Raw genomic sequence first — 16,919 nt, forward strand, 5'->3', positions numbered from 1 at the left:
TGTTGGGGTGGAACCGCCGTTCGTCTCCTTGCCCCTGCGCGGCTAACGCGAACGCACGCTCCGCCCCTCACGCCTCGGCCTTCTTCTCCCACTTGCCCGATTCTTCGGACCAGTACTGCGCGGCACAGCCCGCACCGGTCAGCGCGCGCCACTGCCCGCGCGCGGTGTCCTTCGCGGTCTCGTCATTGCCGTCAAAGAGGATGCAGACCCGCTCCAGCGCCCGCACCTCCTCAGCCATGACCTCGGCCCCGTCCACCGCCATCACGCAGGCGGCACCGTTGGGATGCTCGATGCCGGTTGTCAGCAAGACCGGTTGCATCGCGTCATGCGGCCCGCCCGCGCGCCCGTGCGGCAAAAAACCGTCCTCCGGCCCCAGCCAGAGCCGTTCGTCGAGCCAGTCCAACCGCGCCGGATCGCGCCCGCGCACGGCGACGCGCCACCCCGCCGCCAGCGCCTTTTCCAGCAGCAGCGGCAGGGTCTGCTCCAGCGGACGGCGCGTCAGGTGATAGAAATAGGCCGCCCCCATCAGCCCTCCTCGAAACGGTCGCGCACCAGCCGGTCGAGGGTCAGCACCCCCCAGCCGCTCGCGCCCTCGGGGGCGTGAACGCTCTCGGCCTTGACGCTTGCCATGCCGGCGATGTCGAGATGCACCCAGGGCGTGCCATCCTCGATGAACCGGTGCAGGAACTCGGCCGCCGTGATCGTGCCCGCGGGCCGCCCGCCCACGTTCTTGACATCGGCGATACGGCTCTTGAGCGCCTTGGCATAGCCCTTACCCAGCGGCAGCCGCCACAGCCCCTCACCCTCGGTGCGGGCGGCGCGCAGCACCGCCTCGCAAAGCGCATCGTCGTTGCTGAGCGCCGCCGCGTTCTCGTGGCCGAGCGCGATGATCGCCGCCCCGGTGAGGGTGGCGAGGTCGATCACGGCGCGGGGTTCGTAAGTTTTTTGCGCGTACCACAGCACGTCCGCCAGCACGAGGCGCCCCTCGGCATCGGTGTTGATGACCTCGATCGTGTCGCCCTTCATCGAGGTGACGACATCGCCGGGGCGCACTGCGTTGCCCGAGGGCATGTTTTCCACCAGCCCCACGAGGCCGACGACATTGGCCTTGGCACCGCGCCCCGCGAGCGCGCGCATCACGCCGGTGACGACGCCCGCGCCGCCCATGTCCATGGTCATGTCCTCCATGCCCGCCGCCGGCTTGATCGAGATGCCGCCGGTGTCGAACACCACCCCCTTGCCCACCAGCGCGAGCGGTGCCGCGTCGCCGCCGCCCTGCCACTCCATCACCGCCAGGTGCGAGGGGCTCGCGCTGCCCTGTCCCACGCACAGGAGCGCGCCCATCCCGAGCCGCTCCATCTCTGCCTCGTCCAGCACGGTCACCTTGACCCCCAGCGCCGACAGCGCCTCGATCTCGGCGACAAAGGCGGTGGTGGTCAGGTGGTTGGCCGGGGCGTTCACCAGGTCGCGGGTGAGGAATACGCCTTCCGCCATCTCCCGCAGCGGCGAGAATGCCGCCTCGGCGGCCCCCGGGTCGCGGACCATGACGGTGATGTCTTCCTGCACCGCGATGTCGCCGGTCTTGTGCGCGGCGAAATCATAGGCCCGCAGCACCGCGCCGAGCGCCACCAACGCAGGCCGCTTGAGGGTGCCGCCCAGCAGGGTGAGCGGCTTGTCGCCCTTGGCACGACCAAGCGCCACACCCGCGCGGCGGCTCGTCTCGGCATCGGCGTTGCGCGACAGCACCACCATGTCGAGCGCCCGCGCCGCCAGTCCAGAGGGCCAGTCGAGGGTGAGCACATCGCCCGCTTCCTTGCCGTCGAGTGCGCCGCCCTCGATCAGCCGCGCGAGCGCACCCCGCGTCAGACGATTGACCCGCCGCCCGCCGGGATCGAGCTTGCCATCCGGGGTCACGATGACGGCCACGCGGCCCTCGGCGGTGGCGATGGCATCAAGGTCGGTCTCGACAAAGCGGACAGAGGCGGGAGAGGTCATTCGGCGGAGCTCCTTTTCACGGTTCACGCCAGACCTAGCGCGCTCTGCCGCCGATGGCCAGTTAGCAGTTTTCCCCCGTCACCAATTCCGCTAGGTTGCCCGGCAAGACTGCTGTCGCGGGGGGGAGAAGTGACCAGATTCGACAGATACATGCTGTCGCAATTGATGGTGTTGTTCGGTTTCTTCGCACTCGTTCTGGTGTCGATCTTCTGGATCAACAAGGCGGTGCGCATGTTCGACAAGCTCATCGGGGATGGCCAGCCCGCATGGGTCTTCTTCGAGTTCACCGCGCTTACTTTGCCGGCGGTGATCGGCAGCATGCTGCCCATCGCCGCCTTCGCCGCAGCCGTCTACGTGGTGCACCGTCTTTCTGCCGACAGCGAGCTCGCGGTGGTGCAGGCCACCGGTTATTCGCCGTGGCGGCTGGCGCGGGCGGTTGTGGTGTTCGGGCTGATCGTGGCGCTGATGATGTCAATACTTGCCCACCTGCTCATTCCCAACAGCCTGAGCCAGCTGCGCCTGCGCGAGGACGAGGTGTCTCGCAATGTAACCGCCCAGCTTCTGACCGCGGGCGAGTTCCTGCACCCGGCGCCGGGTGTTACCTTCTATACCCGCGAGATCACGCCAGAGGGCGAGTTGCGCGATGTGTTCCTGTCGGATCGGCGCAATCCCGGTAGCGCGGTGACCTACACCTCGTCCCGCGCCTACCTGGTGCAGGATCCGGCGGGCACGCGGCTGGTGATGGTGGCGGGGCTGGCACAAAACATGCAGCAGTCGGGCCAAAAGCTCTTTACCACGCATTTCGAGGATTTCTCTCACGATATCAGCAGCCTTGTCAGCCGTGACGCGATCAACCTCAACAAGCTGGCCTTTGCCGGAACGCCCGAGCTGCTGCGCGACCCGCAGGCGGTGGCGACCCGCACGGGGGCGGCACCCGGCGCGGTCATGGCAGAGCTCCACGGGCGTTTCACGGCGGCGCTGATGTGCCTCGTGGCCGCGCTCGTGGGGTTTGCCACGCTGCTTGTCGGCGCGTTCAGCCGCTTCGGTGTGTGGCGGCAGGTGCTGGTGGCCTTCGGCCTGCTGGTGGGACTCAAGTTGATCGAGAGCGCGGTGCTGGCGCCCGTGCTGGTGACCGCGGCGCTCTGGCCGCTGCTCTACCTGCCGTCGCTGGGGGGGCTGGCACTGGCGGCGGGGATTTTATGGCTGGCACAGCGCCCCGGTGTATGGCGGCGGATCGCGAACGCGATCTGGCCGTTGTGGCGACGGGCGAGGGGGGCGGACGCATGATCCTGCACGCCTACCTCGCGCGGCGCTTCGTGACGAATTTCGCCGGGGTGGCGGTGGCGCTGGGGGTGGTGCTCGCCCTGATCGAACTGATCGACAAGCTGGGCGATTTTCCCGACCGGCCCGTCGGCGATGTGCTGGGGTTGGTGGCTCTCAAGATGCCCTGGGCCAACTATGAAATTCTGCCGCTGGTCGTGATCCTTGCTTCGGTGGCGCTGTTCCTGCGGCTCGCGCGCTCGTCCGAGCTGGTGGTGGTGCGTGCCTCGGGGCGCTCGGCGCTTGGCGGGCTGATGGCGCCGGTGGCGGTCACGCTGGTGCTGGGGCTGCTGGCGGTAGCGGTGGGCAACCCGATCGTCGCCGCGACCTCCAAGCGCGATCACGATCTCTCGAACCGTTATCGCGGGATCGAGACCGCGGCACTCGCGGTCGCGGCCGAGGGCCTGTGGCTTCGGCAGGGCGACGCCGACGGGCAAACGGTGATCTTTGCCGAGCGCGCGAGCGCCGACCTCGGCACGCTGCACGCGCCGACATTTGTCGAGTTCGCGCCGGACGGCGCGCCTGCGCGCCGTATCAGCGCCGCAAGCGCCCGGCTGGGCGCGGGGGCCTGGCACCTGGAGGACGTGAAGATTTGGACCCTGGACCGTGGCAGCAACCCCGAGGCCGAAGCGCAACGCATGTCGGCGCTCGAGCTGCCCTCGGATCTCACGCAGGATCGCATTCTCGACAGCTTCGGACGGCCCCGCTACATCCCGGTCTGGGATCTCCCCGGCTTTATCGCGCAGCTCGAGGCGGCAGGCTTCTCGGCGCGTCGCTACGCGGTCTGGTTCCAGAGCGAACTGGCACGCCCGGTCTTTCTGGTGGCGCTGGTGCTGATGTCGGCGGCGTTCACCATCGGCCATGTGCGCGGTGCCAATGTCGGGTTGCGGGTGCTGACGGCGGTCATTGTCGGGTTCGGGCTGCATTACGTGCGCAATTTCGCGCAAATACTGGGTGAGAACGGGCAGATACCGGTGGCGCTGGCAGCGTGGGTGCCGCCGGTGGCGGCGCTGTTCCTGGCGGTCGGCCTGATCCTGCACCTGGAGGATGGCTGATGCGGGCGCTGCGGCTGATCCTCGCGCTCGTGGGCGCGCTCCTCACCGGGGCGGAGCCGTTCGCCGCGCAGGACCTGCCGCCCGATCCGGCGATGCCCGATCCGGCGATGCTGGTGGCCGATGATGTGATGCTGGACACCGACAACCGGCTCATCGCGCGCGGCAATGTCGAGGCGTTCCACGACGGGCGGCGGCTCACCGCGCACAAGATCGTCTACGACCGCGCAACGGATCGGCTCGAGATCACCGGGCCGCTGTCACTAACCGAGGACGAGGGAGAGACGGTGGTGATCGCCGACAGCGCGTCGCTCGACCGCGACCTCGTCAATGGCATCCTGCGCGGCGCCCGAATGGTGATGCAGGACCAGCTCCAGCTCGCCGCGCACCAGATGCGGCGCACGGACGCGCGCGTGACCGAGCTTTACAAGGCTTCAGTCACCTCCTGTCGCATCTGCGAGACCGGGCGCCCGCCGCTGTGGCAGATCCGCGCCCGGCGGATGATCCACGACAGCGAGAAGCGGCGGCTCTATTTCTACGACGCGCAACTGCGCGTGCTCGACACGCCGGTCCTCTACCTGCCGCGGCTGCGGATGCCCGACGGTTCGGTGGATCGCGCCACCGGGTTTCTCACGCCCGAGTTCGTCAACTCCACCCTGCTTGGCAGCGGCGTGCGGGTTCCCTATTTCATCGTTCTGGACGATCACCGCGACCTGACCGTGGCTCCGTTCTGGGCAACCGACTCGCGCCGGATAGAGCTGCGTTACCGACAGGCATTCCGAAACGGCGATATCGAGATCAATACCGCGCTTTCCGACGACGATTTCAACCCGCGCTCGACCCGCGGCTACCTGTTTGCTACCGGTCGGTTCGGGCTGCCGCGCGATTTCTTTCTGCGTTTCGATCTCGAACTGGCGAGCGACGATACCTTTCTGCTCGATCACGGATTCTCCACCAAGAACCGCCTGCGAAGCGGCGTCTCGATCGAGCGCGCGCGGCGCGACGAGTACATCCGCCTCGCGCTCGACCATTTCCAGAGCCTGCGCGTAAACGAGAGCGATTCCACCTTGCCCAGCATCGTCGCCGACGGCGAATATACCCGGCGCATATTTCCGTCGCGGCTGGGGGGCGAGCTGAGCCTTACGGCGCTCGCGCACAGCCATTACCGCACGTCCAGCCTGCGTACCGACGGTCCGGATTTCGACATCTTCGCCGACGGTCACGACGTGACCCGTTTTACCACCGAGGCCAATTGGCAGCGGCAATGGGCACTGTCCTCAGGGGTGCTTGCCACGGTCGAGACGGGGCTCGCGCTCGATCATTTCGAGATCGCCCAGATCGGGGTGACGGCACGCAGCCAGGCCACCGAGATCACGCCGAGCGCCGCCGTTCGCCTGCGCTGGCCGCTGATGAAGACGACGCGCGAAGGCGTGGCTCACGTGATCGAGCCGGTGGCCCAGCTTGCCTGGTCAGGCGGCTCGAATCCGGACATTCCCTTCGAGGAAAGCACCGCGGTCGAGTTCGACGAGGGCAACCTGTTCAACATCTCACGATTTCCCTCGTCCGGTCGCCGCGAGCGCGGGGTGAGCGGCGCTGTCGGGCTGAGCTATGCGCGGGTGTCGCCCGAGGGCTGGGAGGGGCGGCTGGCGTTGGGCCACGTGATCCGCGACGAGCGCCTGCTCGAGCCCACGGGCGCGCCCAGCTTCACCCGCTCCTCGGGCCTGCGCGACCGCCGGTCGGATCTGCTCGTGGCCGCGCAGTACCGCAACCAGTCGGGGTTTGTCGTGACCGGGCGCAGCCTCTTTGACGACGTGTTCGACACCACCAAGGCCGAGGCGCGGGTCAGTTGGCAGAACGCCCGCACCGATCTTGGCGCGACCTATACATGGCTGCCCTCCGATCCCGCCGAGCAACGCCCCTCGACCGTGTCGGAGTGGTCCTTCGACGGGCACCACCGCTTTGCCGATAACTGGACGGCCAGCGCCGAGTGGCGTTATGACGCGGCCACCGATCGCAGCATCCAGGCGGGGGCGGGGATCACCTACACCAACGAATGCGTGGACATCACCCTTTCGGTCTCGCGCCGCTTTACCTCCTCGACTATCCTTGAACCCGAGACCAACATCGGTTTTATCGTGGGGCTGCGGGGTTTTTCCGCCGCTTCGCGCGACAAGAGTTTCACTCGCACATGCAGGAAATGATGAGAATGACCCCGAGCCACCGCCCCGCGCCCTTCCTCCTCGCCGCGCTGTGCCTTGCCGTGCTGGTCGCGGTGGGGCTACTGCCATCCGGTCCGGCCCGCGCGCAGAACCTCTTCGCGCCGGTCATTCTCGTCAATGACAGCGCCATCACCCGCTACGAGCTTCAGCAACGCGCGCGCATGCTGACGCTGTTCCGCGCGCCCGGCGACCCGGCGCAGCTCGCCCGCGAGCAGCTTATCGAGGAGCGTATCAAGCTCGAAGTCGCGAATGGCATGGGCATCTCCCTGAGTGAGGATGCGCTGCGCACGGGCATAGAGGAATTCGCCGGCCGTGCCGGGATGAACGCCGAGCAACTGATCGCCGCGCTGGCACAATCGGGCGTGTCGGAGCAGTCGCTGATCGATTTCGTGCGCGCGGGTGTCACCTGGCGCGAGGTCACCGCCGCGCGCTTTGCGGGGCGCGTCTCGGTCAGCCAGGAAGAGATCGACCGCGCCACGCGGGCGCTGTCGGGCGGCGCGTCCGTGCGGGTGCTGTTGTCCGAGATCGTGCTGCCGGTAACCAGCGTCGAGGACGCCGAGGACAAGCAGCGGCTTGCCGCGCGCATCGCCACCGCCAATAGCGAAGGGGCCTTCGCCCGGTTTGCCCATCAGCATTCGGCGGCACCGACCGCGGGGCGCGGGGGGCGGCTCGGCTGGCAGGCGGTGTCTGACCTGCCGCAGGCGCTCCGGCAGGTGGCGCTCGGTCTCGCCCCCGGCGAGGTGTCCGAGCCGCTCCCCGTCGAGGGCGGACTGGCGCTCATCTACATGCGCGACATCCGCGAGGGCGCGGTACCAAAGCCGGAATATTCCGCGATCGAGTACGCCAGCTATTACATCCCCGGCGGGCGCAGCGAACAGGCGCTGTCGCACGCGGCCGGCGTGCGCGCCCGGGTCGATACCTGCGACGATCTCTACGGCGTGGCGCAGGATCAGCCCCCCGAGGTGCTCGACCGCGTGAGCAAGGCGCCGGAAGATATCCCCGCCGACATCGCTGCCGAACTTGCGCTGCTCGACCCCGGCGAAAGCTCGACGCGGCTGACCCGTTCGAACGGGCAGACGTTGATGTTCCTGATGCTGTGCGGGCGCACGCCCAAGCTCGATGACGAGCAACCCTCGATCGAGAACCTGACCAACTTCATCCGCAACCAGCGCATCCAGTCGTTGGCCGATGGCTATCTCCAACAGCTCTTGGCCGAGGCGCGGATCGTCGAGCCGTGATCGCGCTCACCTGCGGAGAGCCCGCGGGCATCGGCCCCGAGATTGCCGCAGGCGCCTGGGAAAAGCTGCGCGGGCGCGTGCCGTTCTTCCTGATCGGCGACCCGGCGCACCTGCCCGAGGACACTCCGCTTGCGGTGATCGACGCGCCGGGGGACGCCGCGCGCGCCTGCGGTGACGCGCTGCCGGTACTGCCCCATCCCTTCGCCGGGCCGCGCGTGCCGGGGGTGCCGCAACCGGCACAGGCGCAGTCCGTCATCGACGTGATCGCCCGCGGCGTTGATCTGGTGCAGGCAGGCGCAGCATTGGCGCTCTGCACCGCGCCCATCCACAAGCAGGCGTTGCAGGAGGGGGCGGGGTTCGGCTTCCCAGGCCATACCGAGTATCTTGCCCATCTCGCAGGGGGTGCCCGCGTGGCGATGATGCTCGCGGGGCCCAGCCTGCGCGTGGTGCCCGCGACCATCCATATTCCCCTTGCAGAGGTGCCAGGCGCGCTCACCGCCGACCGGCTCGAAGAGGCGATCCGCATCACGCACGCCGCGCTCATCCGCGATTTCGGCATCCCGGAGCCGCGACTCGCCGTGGCGGGACTCAATCCGCACGCGGGCGAGGGTGGGCGTATGGGCCGCGAGGAAATCGAGATGATCGCGCCCTTGCTCGACCGGCTGCGCGCCGAAGGCATGGATTTGCGCGGCCCCATGTCCGCCGACACGATGTTCCACGCGGCGGCGCGGGCGCGCTATGACGCGGCCATCGCCATGTATCACGATCAGGCACTCATTCCCATCAAGACGCTGGATTTTGACCGCGGCGTGAACGTGACGCTGGGCCTGCCCTTCGTGCGCACCTCTCCCGATCATGGCACCGCGCTCGACATCGCCGGGCAGGGGGTGGCCGATCCTACCTCGCTCGTCGCGGCGCTGGAAATGGCCGACCGGCTGGCGCGGGCGCGCGCGGCATGAGCGGATTGGACGCGCTGCCGCCACTTTCGCAGGTGATCGCGGCACACGGCCTCTCGGCGCGCAAATCTCTCGGGCAGAACTTCCTGCTCGATCTAAACCTCACGTCCAAGATCGCCCGCCAGGCGGGTGACCTCAGCGCCTGCGACGTGCTCGAGGTGGGGCCCGGCCCCGGCGGGCTCACCCGTGGCCTTTTGATGGAGGGCGCGCGCCACGTGCTCGCGGTGGAAAAGGACCCGCGCTGCCTGCCTGCGCTGGCCCAGATTGCCGAGGCCGCGCCAGGTCGGCTTACCGTGCTGGAGGGAGACGCGCTTGACATCGACCCGTTGGCGCATCTCACGCCGCCCATCCGCGTGGTCGCGAACCTGCCCTACAATGTGGGCACCGAGTTGCTGGTGCGCTGGCTCACGCCCAAGGAATGGCCGCCCGTGTGGGAGACGCTGACCCTGATGTTCCAGCGCGAGGTCGCCCAGCGGATCGTCGCCGCGCCGGGGTCCAAGGCCTATGGACGGCTGGCACTGCTGGCACAGTGGCGCACGGATGCGCGGATCGTCATGCACCTGCCGCCCAGCGCCTTCATCCCGCCGCCCAAGGTGTCGAGCGCGGTGGTGCACCTCACTGCATTGCCCGCGCCGCGCTACCCTGCGGATGCGCGCATCCTCGAACGCCTGGTGGCGCGCGCCTTCAACCAGCGGCGCAAGATGCTGCGCGCGGCGCTCAAGGGGGCGGCCCCCGATATCGAGGAGCGGCTCCTGGCCGCTGGCATCTCCCCCACCGACCGGGCCGAGACTGTTGATCTCGAACGGTTCTGCGCTCTGGCCCGGTTGATGCCGGGGGCAAAGCCCGAGTAGAGCATGTTGCTCAAGAGCGGGAACCGGTTTTGAGCTCCTCGAACATGCGAAATCAAGGGGTTGGAGCGTGTCGCGTGAAGGCGATTGAACGCGACGCATGCCACGGGGGCTGCCGCGCCCTATTTCTGTGCCAGCGCCCAGGCGCAAATCGGAAAATCCGGCTCGTCGGTCAGATTGTCGGTTTCGGGATCGTAGGGTGGCGGCCACGGACCTTCGAGGTTGCGCAGCGCGGCGGCGCGGTTGCCCCATTGCCGGGCGGTGATCCTGCGCGCGTCGAATCCGGCCTCGATGAGCAGGTTCTTCAACCCTCGCGCGCTCCAGCGCGAGCAATCCACCGGATCACCGTGATACGGGATGAAGAACGGCACGGCGAGCCAGAACCAGCCTTCCTCGCGCAGCATCTCGCGCACGTGGCGCGTGGCGGCATAGGGCCGGTCGAGGTGCTCCCACACCTGGTTGGCGAGGATCAGGTCGAATTGCTGCACTGCGCCGGCGGCATCATGAAACGCGCCCTCGCAGATGTCGTGGCGCGGATAGCGAAAGCGCGTGTAGCTGCGAAAGGCGAAGCGCCGCCCGAACTTGCCCGAAATCTCGGCGGTGTCGAGTGTTTCGGGCTCCAGCGCCTCGATCCAGCGGCGGGTGGCTTTCTGCATGACGATGCGGTTCAGACTGGCCACGCGGCGGGGCTCCTTACGGGGTCCGGGCGTTTACCCTGCCCGAGCCATGCACAGCGCGCAAGCCGCTACTCGTCATCCACCACCGAGAAGAGATGCGGCACCGCCGGGCAGGGCGCCAGCGCGTTGCCCACCACGTCGCTCAGCCGCGCCTGGTGCAGGAACACGTAGACATGCGCGCTCAGCCCCTCCCAGAGCCGGTTCGACAGCGATTGTGCGCGACTGCCGCTCGCCCCGCCCGACGCACCCGCCCCCTTGTGCAGCGCGTCGACCGTCTCGTCCACCGCCGCCAGCACCTCGGCCACGCGAATTTCCGAGGTCGGGCGCGCCAGCCGGTAGCCGCCGCCGGGGCCACGCACCGATTCAACCAGCCCCGCGCGGCGCAGCTTGACGAAGAGCTGTTCGAGATAGGGCAGCGAGATATCCTGTCGCCGCGATACTTCGCCCAGCGTGACCACCTCACCCTCGGGCTGAAGCGCGATATCGACCAGCGCAACCATCGCGTAGCGCCCCTTGGTGCTGAGTTTCATGGCCCTTCCTCCTCGATACGGAGCGACACAGATTGACCTTGGACGGCGCAGGGCTTATCTCGGCCTTCAGCCGCATCGGTGTCGATGATCCCGCTTGCCTAGAGCGCGGCGTCGGTTCCGTCAAGAAATTCGCCCGCGCAGGACAGTGACATAAAAAGAGAGCATAAATGCCCGAGGTAATCTTTCCCGGCCCCGAGGGCCGTCTCGAAGGCCGATATCACCCGCAGCGCGACCGCGATGCGCCTATTGCCATCATCCTGCACCCGCACCCGCAATTCGGCGGCACGATGAACAACAAGGTCGTCTACAACCTGCATTACGCCTTTTACAAGATGGGCTTTACCGTCATGCGCTTCAACTTTCGGGGTGTCGGACGCAGCCAGGGTGAGTACGACCAGGGCGTGGGCGAGCTTAGCGATGCCGCCTCGGCGCTCGACTACCTGCAATCCATGAACGCCAATTCCAAGCATTGCTGGGTCGCGGGCTTTTCCTTCGGCGCGTGGATCGGGATGCAATTGCTGATGCGGCGGCCCGAGATCACCGGCTTCGTCTCTGTGGCGCCCCCCGCCAACATGTACGATTTCTCCTTCCTCGCGCCCTGCCCAGCCTCGGGTCTCGTCATCAACGGCACCGCCGACCGCGTGGCCCCGCCCGCCGACACCACCCATCTCGTTGCCAAGCTCAAGGAGCAGCAGGGCATCACCATCACCCATGAGGAAATCGAGGGCGCGGACCATTTCTTCCGCGATCCCTACATGGACACGATGGTCGACAGCGTTACCGACTACGTCAAGCGCCGCCTGACCGAAACCACCCGCTGAGGCCGCATCATGGGCGTGACAGAAGACCTTGCCGACGAACTGGCCCGCGACGTCATCAAGGCGATCGACGCCACCGGCGACGAGGATATCGTGGGCGAGATAACCAAGGTGCTCGGCGCGTCCTCGCAGACTGCCGAAGAGGCATTCCTCACCGCATTGCGCGTGCGCCGCGCCAACCTCAAGGCCCGCGCGATCCTGATAGAGCGGCTGCGTCGCTTCAAGGCAGAGAAAGACGCTGCGACCGATACCGGGGCGGGCGGCTAGCCCGGCTTTCGGAACATCGGCCAATAGCGATCCGGCGCGTCCCTCGCATCCCTGATCTTTTCCTTCGATTCGGTGCTCTCGGCGCTGGCCATCACCGACGTGTTCGCGGTGCTGGCCATCGCGATCCTGCTGTCGGGGGCGGCGATGCTGCTCTTGGCCGACAACGTCACCGCCTTCCTTCAGAAGAACCGCATGTACGAGGTGCTGGGCCTGTTCATCCTGTTGATCGTCGGGGTGGTCCTCTTGGGCGAGGCGGGGCAGGCGGCGGCGCACGCCACGCATGACGATACCCTTGCGCTCAGGTTCTTCGGATACGAGGTGATCCCGATGTCCAAGACCACCTTCTATTTCGCGGTGGTGGTGCTGTTCGTGGTCGAGATTGTGCAGTCACGCTATCGCCGCAAGCTCGACGTCGAACGGCGGGAGCTGGCGGCACGCCGGTGACGCATCGCGCTCCCGGTCAGGGGATCAACCGCCGGACATAGCCGGGCAGGGCAAACGCCGCCTTGTGCACCTCGGGGGTGTAGTAGTCCGGCGCGAACCCGGCAGCATCGAGCCGCCCCTGTAACACGTCGAGCGGCGTGTTGCGCGCGGTGCCGTCGGTGCCCCAGCCAAAGGCCATCGGCCCGCCCGCATAGGTGGGGATTGTGGCCAGGTAGCAGGTCGCGTCGGCAAAGAGCGCGCGAAAGGCGCGCATGGTGTTGGTCAGCTCCTCGCCCTGCAGGAAGGGCACGCCGTTCTGCGTCACGAGGATACCGTCCTCGGCGAGCGCGCGTTTCGCGTGGCCGTAAAACGTCTCGGTAAAGAGCACCTCGCCCGGCCCGATGGGATCGGTGGAGTCGACGATGATGACGTCATAGCCGCCCTTGGTCTGCCGGATGAACTCGGCCCCATCGGCGATCACCAGCTCCAGCCGCGGGTCCTCAAAAGCGCCCGCGCTCAGCATCGGCAGGTATTCCCTGGAGAAATCCACCACGCCTGCGTCGATCTCGACCATCGTGACATGTCCGACGCTGTCGTGCCGCAGCACCTCGCGCGCCATGCCGCCATCACCGCCGCCGATGATGAGCACGCGCCGCGCCATCCCGTGGGCGAGGATCGGCACATGGGTCAGCATTTCGTGGTAGATGAAATTGTCGCCCTCGGTGGTCTGCACCACGTCGTCGAGCGTCAGCACGCGGCCAAAGGTGCCGTTGGTAAACACCTTCAGCCGCTGATGGTCTGTCTTGCTGTCATACAGCATCTCGTCCACGCGCAGGGATTGCGCGTAGTCGGGATGCAGGTTCTCGCGGGTCCAGTCGCTCATGCCGCGACACCGGCCTCGCTCACGAGACCCTCGCCACGCTTGAGTTCGCGCACGCGGACATCGGCGGTGCCGAAGGCCGATTTCAGCACGTCCACGGCCAGCCATGGACGCGCGTCGCCGCACATGAACACGTCGAACGCGCCATAGCCGATTTCGGGCCAGGTGTGGACCGAGATGTGGCTTTCGGCCAGCACCGCCACGCCCGAGACGCCCTGCGGCGAGAACTTGTGCGTATGGATGTGCAGAAGCGTCGCCCCGCAGGTGTCCACGCAATCGCGGAACGCCTGTTGGATGCGGCTCTCGTCGTCGAGCCCGTGGCCGTTCACCACCTCGATGATGAGATGTGTGCCCGCAAACACGGTGCCGTCGCGCCGGATGAAGTGATCCTCGCGGTCCTCGTCCAGCACGTCGCGGGCGAAAATGGTGTGATCGTTCGCGGGGGTGATCCCGCGGGCGGTGTCTTCCTCTTGGGCGCCTGTCTCCAGACCGATCCCCAGTTGGAAGAGGTTGGCGTCTTTCATGGCGCTCCCCTTCTTACCAGCAGATTGAATCCAGTCGGTCCCTTAGCGCCCCCCCGGAAGACATCCGAAGTTGGGATCGGTCCCGATCAAGTGAAGCGGCAGATAGGGGTGTGCCTTGAGTCGTGCAAGCCATTTCTGCCAAGTGTGCGAAATAAATGTGACCTGCGGCCCCGTGGCCCATGCCGCGCGGGGGCCAGACTGGAAAGAGCGATGGGGTAAATTAATACCGTAATTGTAACAGATTGAAATATAGTATTTAATTAAGAGCGTGGGCCATTGACGTGGCGCAAAACCCGCGTATAACCCGCCCATCGACCGGCCCGGCCATGCCCGAGGTCCGGACATCACTGGAATAACAGCAAGGTTCTGCCCGAAATGAAGACGTTTTCCGCAAAACCGGCAGATATCGAGAAGAGCTGGATCGTGATCGACGCCGAGGGCGTCGTTCTGGGCCGCCTTGCCTCGATCATCGCCATGCGCCTGCGAGGCAAGCACAAGCCGAGCTTTACCCCGCACATGGACATGGGTGACAACGTGATCGTCATCAATGCCGACAAGGTGCAGCTCACCGGCAACAAGCGCAACAAGCCCAACTATTGGCACACCGGCCACCCCGGTGGGATCAAGAGCCGCACCACCGGCGAAATCCTCGAGGGCAAGTATCCCGAGCGTGTGGTGATGCAGGCCGTCAAGCGGATGCTGCCTGGCAACCGGCTGAGCCGCCGCCAGATGACCAATCTGCGCGTTTATGCCGGCACCGAGCATCCCCATGAAGCCCAGAACCCCGAGGTTCTGGACGTCAAGAACATGAACTCCAAGAATACGCGGGTGGCTTACTGATGGCTGAAGAAATCAAATCCCTCGAAGGTCTCGAAGCCGTCGCAGGCGAGGTGACCGCGTCCCCCGAGGCCGTTGAGACGCCGCGCGAGCCGGTGCGCGACGCGCTCGGCCGCTCCTACGCCACGGGCAAGCGCAAGGACGCCGTGGCCCGCGTCTGGATCAAGCCCGGATCGGGCAAGGTTGTCGTCAATGGCAAGCCGATCAACGATTATTTCGCGCGCCCCGTGCTCCAGATGATCCTCAAGCAGCCGTTCACCGTGTCGGGCACCGAGGACCAGTTCGACGTGATGGCGACGGTCAAGGGCGGCGGCCTGTCGGGCCAGGCGGGCGCCGTCAAGCATGGCGTATCCAAGGCGCTCCAGCTTTACGATCCGAGCTTGCGCGGTGCGCTCAAGGCCGCAGGCTTCCTCACCCGCGACAGCCGCGTGGTCGAGCGCAAGAAATACGGCAAGGCCAAGGCGCGCAAGAGCTTCCAGTTCTCCAAGCGCTGATCGTCGGCAACTGCCAGATCAATGGAAGGGCCGCCCCCAGGGGCGGCCCTTTGCATTTCGTGGTGCGAACGCGGACTCCTGAGGCTCGGAGCGCAATCTTACCTGCGAGCCCATAACCGCCGTTAGCGTGTTGCTCAAAAGTGGAACCGGTTTTGAGCTCCTTAACACATGCGAAATCAGTGCGTAGGAGCGCGTCGCGTGAATGCGAATGATCGCGGCGCGCTCTAAAGGCCTCAGCCGAGCGCCTTGCGCATCTTGCTGCGCGTCAGGATCACGCCCCTCCGCTCGACTCGCTCCTCCATCACCACGTGCCAACCGCTCTTCAGGAAGAAGGGGCGGGCAACCACACTGGCCTCGGTTGTAAGTCGCTCTGCGCCACGGTCTTTGGCCCACCGTTCTGCTTCACGCAGGAGTGCGCGCCCCACGCCTATCCCGGTTGCTGATGGCAGAACGAATGCGAGTTCGATGTAGCCCGTTGGGTCGACAGTGAAGAAGCCGACCGGCTCGTCATCCATCTCCGCGACAAACCCCGTCAGGGTCTCCAGTCGTTTTTTCCAGCGATCAAGATCAATCGTCTCTCCGCCCCACGCGAGCCGCTGTTCGTAGTTGTAGGCTCCTCTTGTGCCTTCATGGACTGCGCAGAAGAAGATGCGAGCAACAGCACCATAATCTCCAGCGACCAAAGGCCTGACATCTACACGATCGCCCATATCTTCCTCTCTTACCGGCGCTGCCGTCTTTGTAGCGGGGGAACCAACTTCCAACATACACAACTCCCGAAGATTTTTCGGAAGCCTCTGTTCGACATGGTTTCGTAGTCGCGAGGGCCGCCGCGCGAGCATGCACCGCGAAACGCAAAGAGCTGGCCTCCGGGGCGCGGTCAAGGGGTCCGTTCACGGCTGCGTCAACAGGTGCGATTTAGGTTCACTCACCGTGATGCCGATGCATACTCCGCCCCCAAGGCTCGGCCCCGCGGGAGTGGGCCGAGGGAGGAGAAACCATGACGGATACCGTGAAGTTCCTGCACCATCCCACGTCGCAGCCCTGCCGGGCGGTACATCAGCTCATGCTGGAGACGGGCGTTCCCTTCGAGGAGGTCATCGTCAACCTGATGGATGGCGAGAACGAGACCGAGGATTTCAAGACCACCTACAACCCCACCGGCCAGGTGCCGATCCTCGTGGATGGCGATTTCACCCTGTGGGAAAGCGCCGCCATCGGCTTCTACCTCTCCGAACGGTTCGATCTTCCGGGCAATTGGCTGGGCCGTGACACGCGGCAGCGGGCGTTGATCCAGCAATACACGCATTTCCATTCCACCATGCTGCGGCGCGGGGCGGGGGCGTTTTTCTACACTCGCTTCGCCGAATGCATCTGGGGCCCGCGCGACTATTCCCCCGAGATCGCCATGGGCCGCTACATGCTGGCGCAATCCATGCCGATCGTTGAGACGTGGCTGGAGCGTCACACCCACCTCTGCGGCGACGAGATCAGCTTTGCCGATCTGCTGGCGTTTCACGAATTCGTCTCGCATGAGGCCGGCGCGATCATCCCGGTGGAGGAGTGGGCACGCTTTCCCCGCATCCGCACCTGGTTCGAGCGGCTACAAGAGCGGCCGCACGCCAAGGCCGTGAGTGGCATGATCATGGAGGTGGGCGCGATGCGCCAGGCCGGGCACTTGATCCCCATGACCCGCCGCACCTCGCTCGCCAAGGGCACCGCCGTCAAGCCCGGCCTGCCGGGCTGAGGCCCGCGCGCGGCAGGCGTCGCGCGGCCCGGTTTCTCCTTGCGTGTGCCCGTGCCCACCCATAGAAGGGCCGCGACTTTGACCGCCGCGGACG

At 66.4% G+C, this 16,919-nt stretch carries 19 protein-coding genes; 12 read left to right on the forward strand and 7 right to left on the reverse strand.

From position 1 onward, the window contains the following. Positions 1–67: 67 nt before the first annotated feature. Together CRJ03_RS02645 and CRJ03_RS02650 are read right to left on the reverse strand one after the other, a co-directional pair. Positions 68–526, reverse strand: a complete 459-nt coding sequence (locus tag CRJ03_RS02645) for a DNA polymerase III subunit chi (RefSeq protein ID WP_104017361.1) — start codon at positions 524–526, stop codon at positions 68–70. After that, entirely contained in the window at positions 526–1,995 is a 1,470-nt protein-coding gene (locus tag CRJ03_RS02650) for a leucyl aminopeptidase (protein WP_104017362.1), read from the reverse strand. Before CRJ03_RS02650 ends, CRJ03_RS02645 begins: the two co-directional genes overlap by 1 nt. Positions 1,996–2,145: 150 nt before the next feature. On the opposite strand from CRJ03_RS02650, the gene lptF reads away from it, so the two are divergent. The 6 genes from lptF to rsmA are packed head-to-tail and all read left to right on the forward strand — an operon-like array spanning position 2,146 to position 9,631. After that, positions 2,146–3,282, forward strand: coding sequence for an LPS export ABC transporter permease LptF (lptF, locus tag CRJ03_RS02655; RefSeq protein ID WP_206018280.1), 1,137 nt, complete (start codon positions 2,146–2,148; stop codon positions 3,280–3,282). Next, a complete protein-coding gene (gene lptG, locus CRJ03_RS02660; protein WP_338066326.1) occupies positions 3,219–4,370 on the forward strand; it encodes an LPS export ABC transporter permease LptG in 1,152 nt (383 codons plus the stop codon). The genes lptF and lptG overlap by 64 nt, the downstream gene beginning before the upstream one ends. Next, positions 4,370–6,568, forward strand: coding sequence for an LPS-assembly protein LptD (locus tag CRJ03_RS02665; protein WP_104017364.1), 2,199 nt, complete (start codon positions 4,370–4,372; stop codon positions 6,566–6,568). The genes lptG and CRJ03_RS02665 overlap by 1 nt, the downstream gene beginning before the upstream one ends. 5 nt (positions 6,569–6,573) lie before the next feature. Further along, positions 6,574–7,824 carry a peptidylprolyl isomerase gene (locus CRJ03_RS02670; protein ID WP_104017365.1) on the forward strand — a complete coding sequence of 417 codons (1,251 nt, stop codon included), beginning with the start codon at positions 6,574–6,576 and terminating at the stop codon, positions 7,822–7,824. Then, complete coding sequence (pdxA, locus tag CRJ03_RS02675; RefSeq protein ID WP_104017366.1) at positions 7,821–8,783, forward strand: 4-hydroxythreonine-4-phosphate dehydrogenase PdxA; 963 nt, start codon at positions 7,821–7,823, stop codon at positions 8,781–8,783. Before CRJ03_RS02670 ends, pdxA begins: the two co-directional genes overlap by 4 nt. After that, on the forward strand, positions 8,780–9,631 hold the full coding sequence (rsmA, locus tag CRJ03_RS02680) for a 16S rRNA (adenine(1518)-N(6)/adenine(1519)-N(6))-dimethyltransferase RsmA (RefSeq protein ID WP_104017367.1): 852 nt from the start codon (positions 8,780–8,782) through the stop codon (positions 9,629–9,631). Before pdxA ends, rsmA begins: the two co-directional genes overlap by 4 nt. A 119-nt stretch (positions 9,632–9,750) precedes the next feature. Here the strand turns inward: rsmA and CRJ03_RS02685 are convergent, their stop codons facing one another. Further along, the gene (locus CRJ03_RS02685) at positions 9,751–10,308 is read right to left on the reverse strand and encodes a methyltransferase domain-containing protein (RefSeq protein WP_240611536.1); all 558 of its coding nucleotides are present in this window, start codon (positions 10,306–10,308) and stop codon (positions 9,751–9,753) included. A gap of 65 nt (positions 10,309–10,373) precedes the next feature. Then, the gene (gene iscR, locus CRJ03_RS02690; protein ID WP_104017368.1) at positions 10,374–10,835 is read right to left on the reverse strand and encodes a Fe-S cluster assembly transcriptional regulator IscR; all 462 of its coding nucleotides are present in this window, start codon (positions 10,833–10,835) and stop codon (positions 10,374–10,376) included. A 167-nt stretch (positions 10,836–11,002) separates the two neighbouring features. Here iscR and CRJ03_RS02695 point away from each other — a divergent pair, with 167 nt between their 5' ends. Genes CRJ03_RS02695 through CRJ03_RS02705 form a run of 3 tightly spaced genes read left to right on the forward strand, consistent with a single transcriptional unit; the run spans position 11,003 to position 12,364 of the window. Continuing rightward, positions 11,003–11,656 carry an alpha/beta hydrolase gene (locus CRJ03_RS02695; protein WP_104017369.1) on the forward strand — a complete coding sequence of 218 codons (654 nt, stop codon included), beginning with the start codon at positions 11,003–11,005 and terminating at the stop codon, positions 11,654–11,656. Positions 11,657–11,665: 9 nt separating this feature from the next. Beyond that, positions 11,666–11,920, forward strand: coding sequence for a hypothetical protein (locus CRJ03_RS02700; RefSeq protein ID WP_104017370.1), 255 nt, complete (start codon positions 11,666–11,668; stop codon positions 11,918–11,920). A 54-nt stretch (positions 11,921–11,974) separates the two neighbouring features. Beyond that, on the forward strand, positions 11,975–12,364 hold the full coding sequence (locus CRJ03_RS02705; RefSeq protein WP_338066328.1) for a TerC family protein: 390 nt from the start codon (positions 11,975–11,977) through the stop codon (positions 12,362–12,364). A 16-nt stretch (positions 12,365–12,380) separates the two neighbouring features. Here the strand turns inward: CRJ03_RS02705 and speE are convergent, their stop codons facing one another. Together speE and speD are read right to left on the reverse strand one after the other, a co-directional pair. Further along, positions 12,381–13,226 (reverse strand): polyamine aminopropyltransferase, encoded by an 846-nt coding sequence (gene speE, locus CRJ03_RS02710; RefSeq protein ID WP_104017371.1) that lies wholly within the window; start codon positions 13,224–13,226, stop codon positions 12,381–12,383. Further along, entirely contained in the window at positions 13,223–13,747 is a 525-nt protein-coding gene (speD, locus tag CRJ03_RS02715; RefSeq protein ID WP_104017372.1) for an adenosylmethionine decarboxylase, read from the reverse strand. Before speD ends, speE begins: the two co-directional genes overlap by 4 nt. 375 nt (positions 13,748–14,122) lie before the next feature. Between speD and rplM the strand changes: the two genes are divergently transcribed. Next, complete coding sequence (gene rplM / locus CRJ03_RS02720) at positions 14,123–14,587, forward strand: 50S ribosomal protein L13 (RefSeq protein ID WP_104017373.1); 465 nt, start codon at positions 14,123–14,125, stop codon at positions 14,585–14,587. Further along, a complete protein-coding gene (gene rpsI, locus CRJ03_RS02725) occupies positions 14,587–15,078 on the forward strand; it encodes a 30S ribosomal protein S9 (protein WP_104017374.1) in 492 nt (163 codons plus the stop codon). Before rplM ends, rpsI begins: the two co-directional genes overlap by 1 nt. Positions 15,079–15,311: 233 nt before the next feature. On the opposite strand, the gene CRJ03_RS02730 is transcribed toward rpsI, so the two are convergent. Beyond that, positions 15,312–15,788 (reverse strand): GNAT family N-acetyltransferase, encoded by a 477-nt coding sequence (locus CRJ03_RS02730; protein ID WP_165375221.1) that lies wholly within the window; start codon positions 15,786–15,788, stop codon positions 15,312–15,314. A gap of 290 nt (positions 15,789–16,078) precedes the next feature. On the opposite strand from CRJ03_RS02730, the gene CRJ03_RS02735 reads away from it, so the two are divergent. Beyond that, the gene (locus CRJ03_RS02735) at positions 16,079–16,825 is read left to right on the forward strand and encodes a glutathione S-transferase family protein (RefSeq protein WP_104017376.1); all 747 of its coding nucleotides are present in this window, start codon (positions 16,079–16,081) and stop codon (positions 16,823–16,825) included. Positions 16,826–16,919 lie beyond the last annotated feature (94 nt).

Source organism: Roseovarius nitratireducens, assembly GCF_002925845.1.
Classification (GTDB): Bacteria; Pseudomonadota; Alphaproteobacteria; order Rhodobacterales; family Rhodobacteraceae; genus Roseovarius; species Roseovarius nitratireducens.

Bases quoted from the DNA above. Each gene is read 5' to 3' on its own strand.
- lptG (WP_338066326.1), top strand. From the start codon at position 3,219: ATGGCGGCGGATCGCGAACGCGATCTGGCCGTTGTGGCGACGGGCGAG.
- speD (WP_104017372.1), bottom strand. From the start codon at position 13,747: ATGAAAGACGCCAACCTCTTCCAACTGGGGATCGGTCTGGAGACAGGC.
- rsmA (WP_104017367.1), top strand. From the start codon at position 8,780: ATGAGCGGATTGGACGCGCTGCCGCCACTTTCGCAGGTGATCGCGGCA.
- CRJ03_RS02730 (WP_165375221.1), bottom strand. From the start codon at position 15,788: ATGGGCGATCGTGTAGATGTCAGGCCTTTGGTCGCTGGAGATTATGGT.
- iscR (WP_104017368.1), bottom strand. From the start codon at position 10,835: ATGAAACTCAGCACCAAGGGGCGCTACGCGATGGTTGCGCTGGTCGAT.
- rplM (WP_104017373.1), top strand. From the start codon at position 14,123: ATGAAGACGTTTTCCGCAAAACCGGCAGATATCGAGAAGAGCTGGATC.
- CRJ03_RS02695 (WP_104017369.1), top strand. From the start codon at position 11,003: ATGCCCGAGGTAATCTTTCCCGGCCCCGAGGGCCGTCTCGAAGGCCGA.
- CRJ03_RS02665 (WP_104017364.1), top strand. From the start codon at position 4,370: ATGCGGGCGCTGCGGCTGATCCTCGCGCTCGTGGGCGCGCTCCTCACC.
- CRJ03_RS02645 (WP_104017361.1), bottom strand. From the start codon at position 526: ATGGGGGCGGCCTATTTCTATCACCTGACGCGCCGTCCGCTGGAGCAG.
- CRJ03_RS02735 (WP_104017376.1), top strand. From the start codon at position 16,079: ATGACGGATACCGTGAAGTTCCTGCACCATCCCACGTCGCAGCCCTGC.
- lptF (WP_206018280.1), top strand. From the start codon at position 2,146: ATGCTGTCGCAATTGATGGTGTTGTTCGGTTTCTTCGCACTCGTTCTG.
- CRJ03_RS02650 (WP_104017362.1), bottom strand. From the start codon at position 1,995: ATGACCTCTCCCGCCTCTGTCCGCTTTGTCGAGACCGACCTTGATGCC.
- rpsI (WP_104017374.1), top strand. From the start codon at position 14,587: ATGGCTGAAGAAATCAAATCCCTCGAAGGTCTCGAAGCCGTCGCAGGC.
- speE (WP_104017371.1), bottom strand. From the start codon at position 13,226: ATGAGCGACTGGACCCGCGAGAACCTGCATCCCGACTACGCGCAATCC.
- CRJ03_RS02700 (WP_104017370.1), top strand. From the start codon at position 11,666: ATGGGCGTGACAGAAGACCTTGCCGACGAACTGGCCCGCGACGTCATC.
- CRJ03_RS02670 (WP_104017365.1), top strand. From the start codon at position 6,574: ATGACCCCGAGCCACCGCCCCGCGCCCTTCCTCCTCGCCGCGCTGTGC.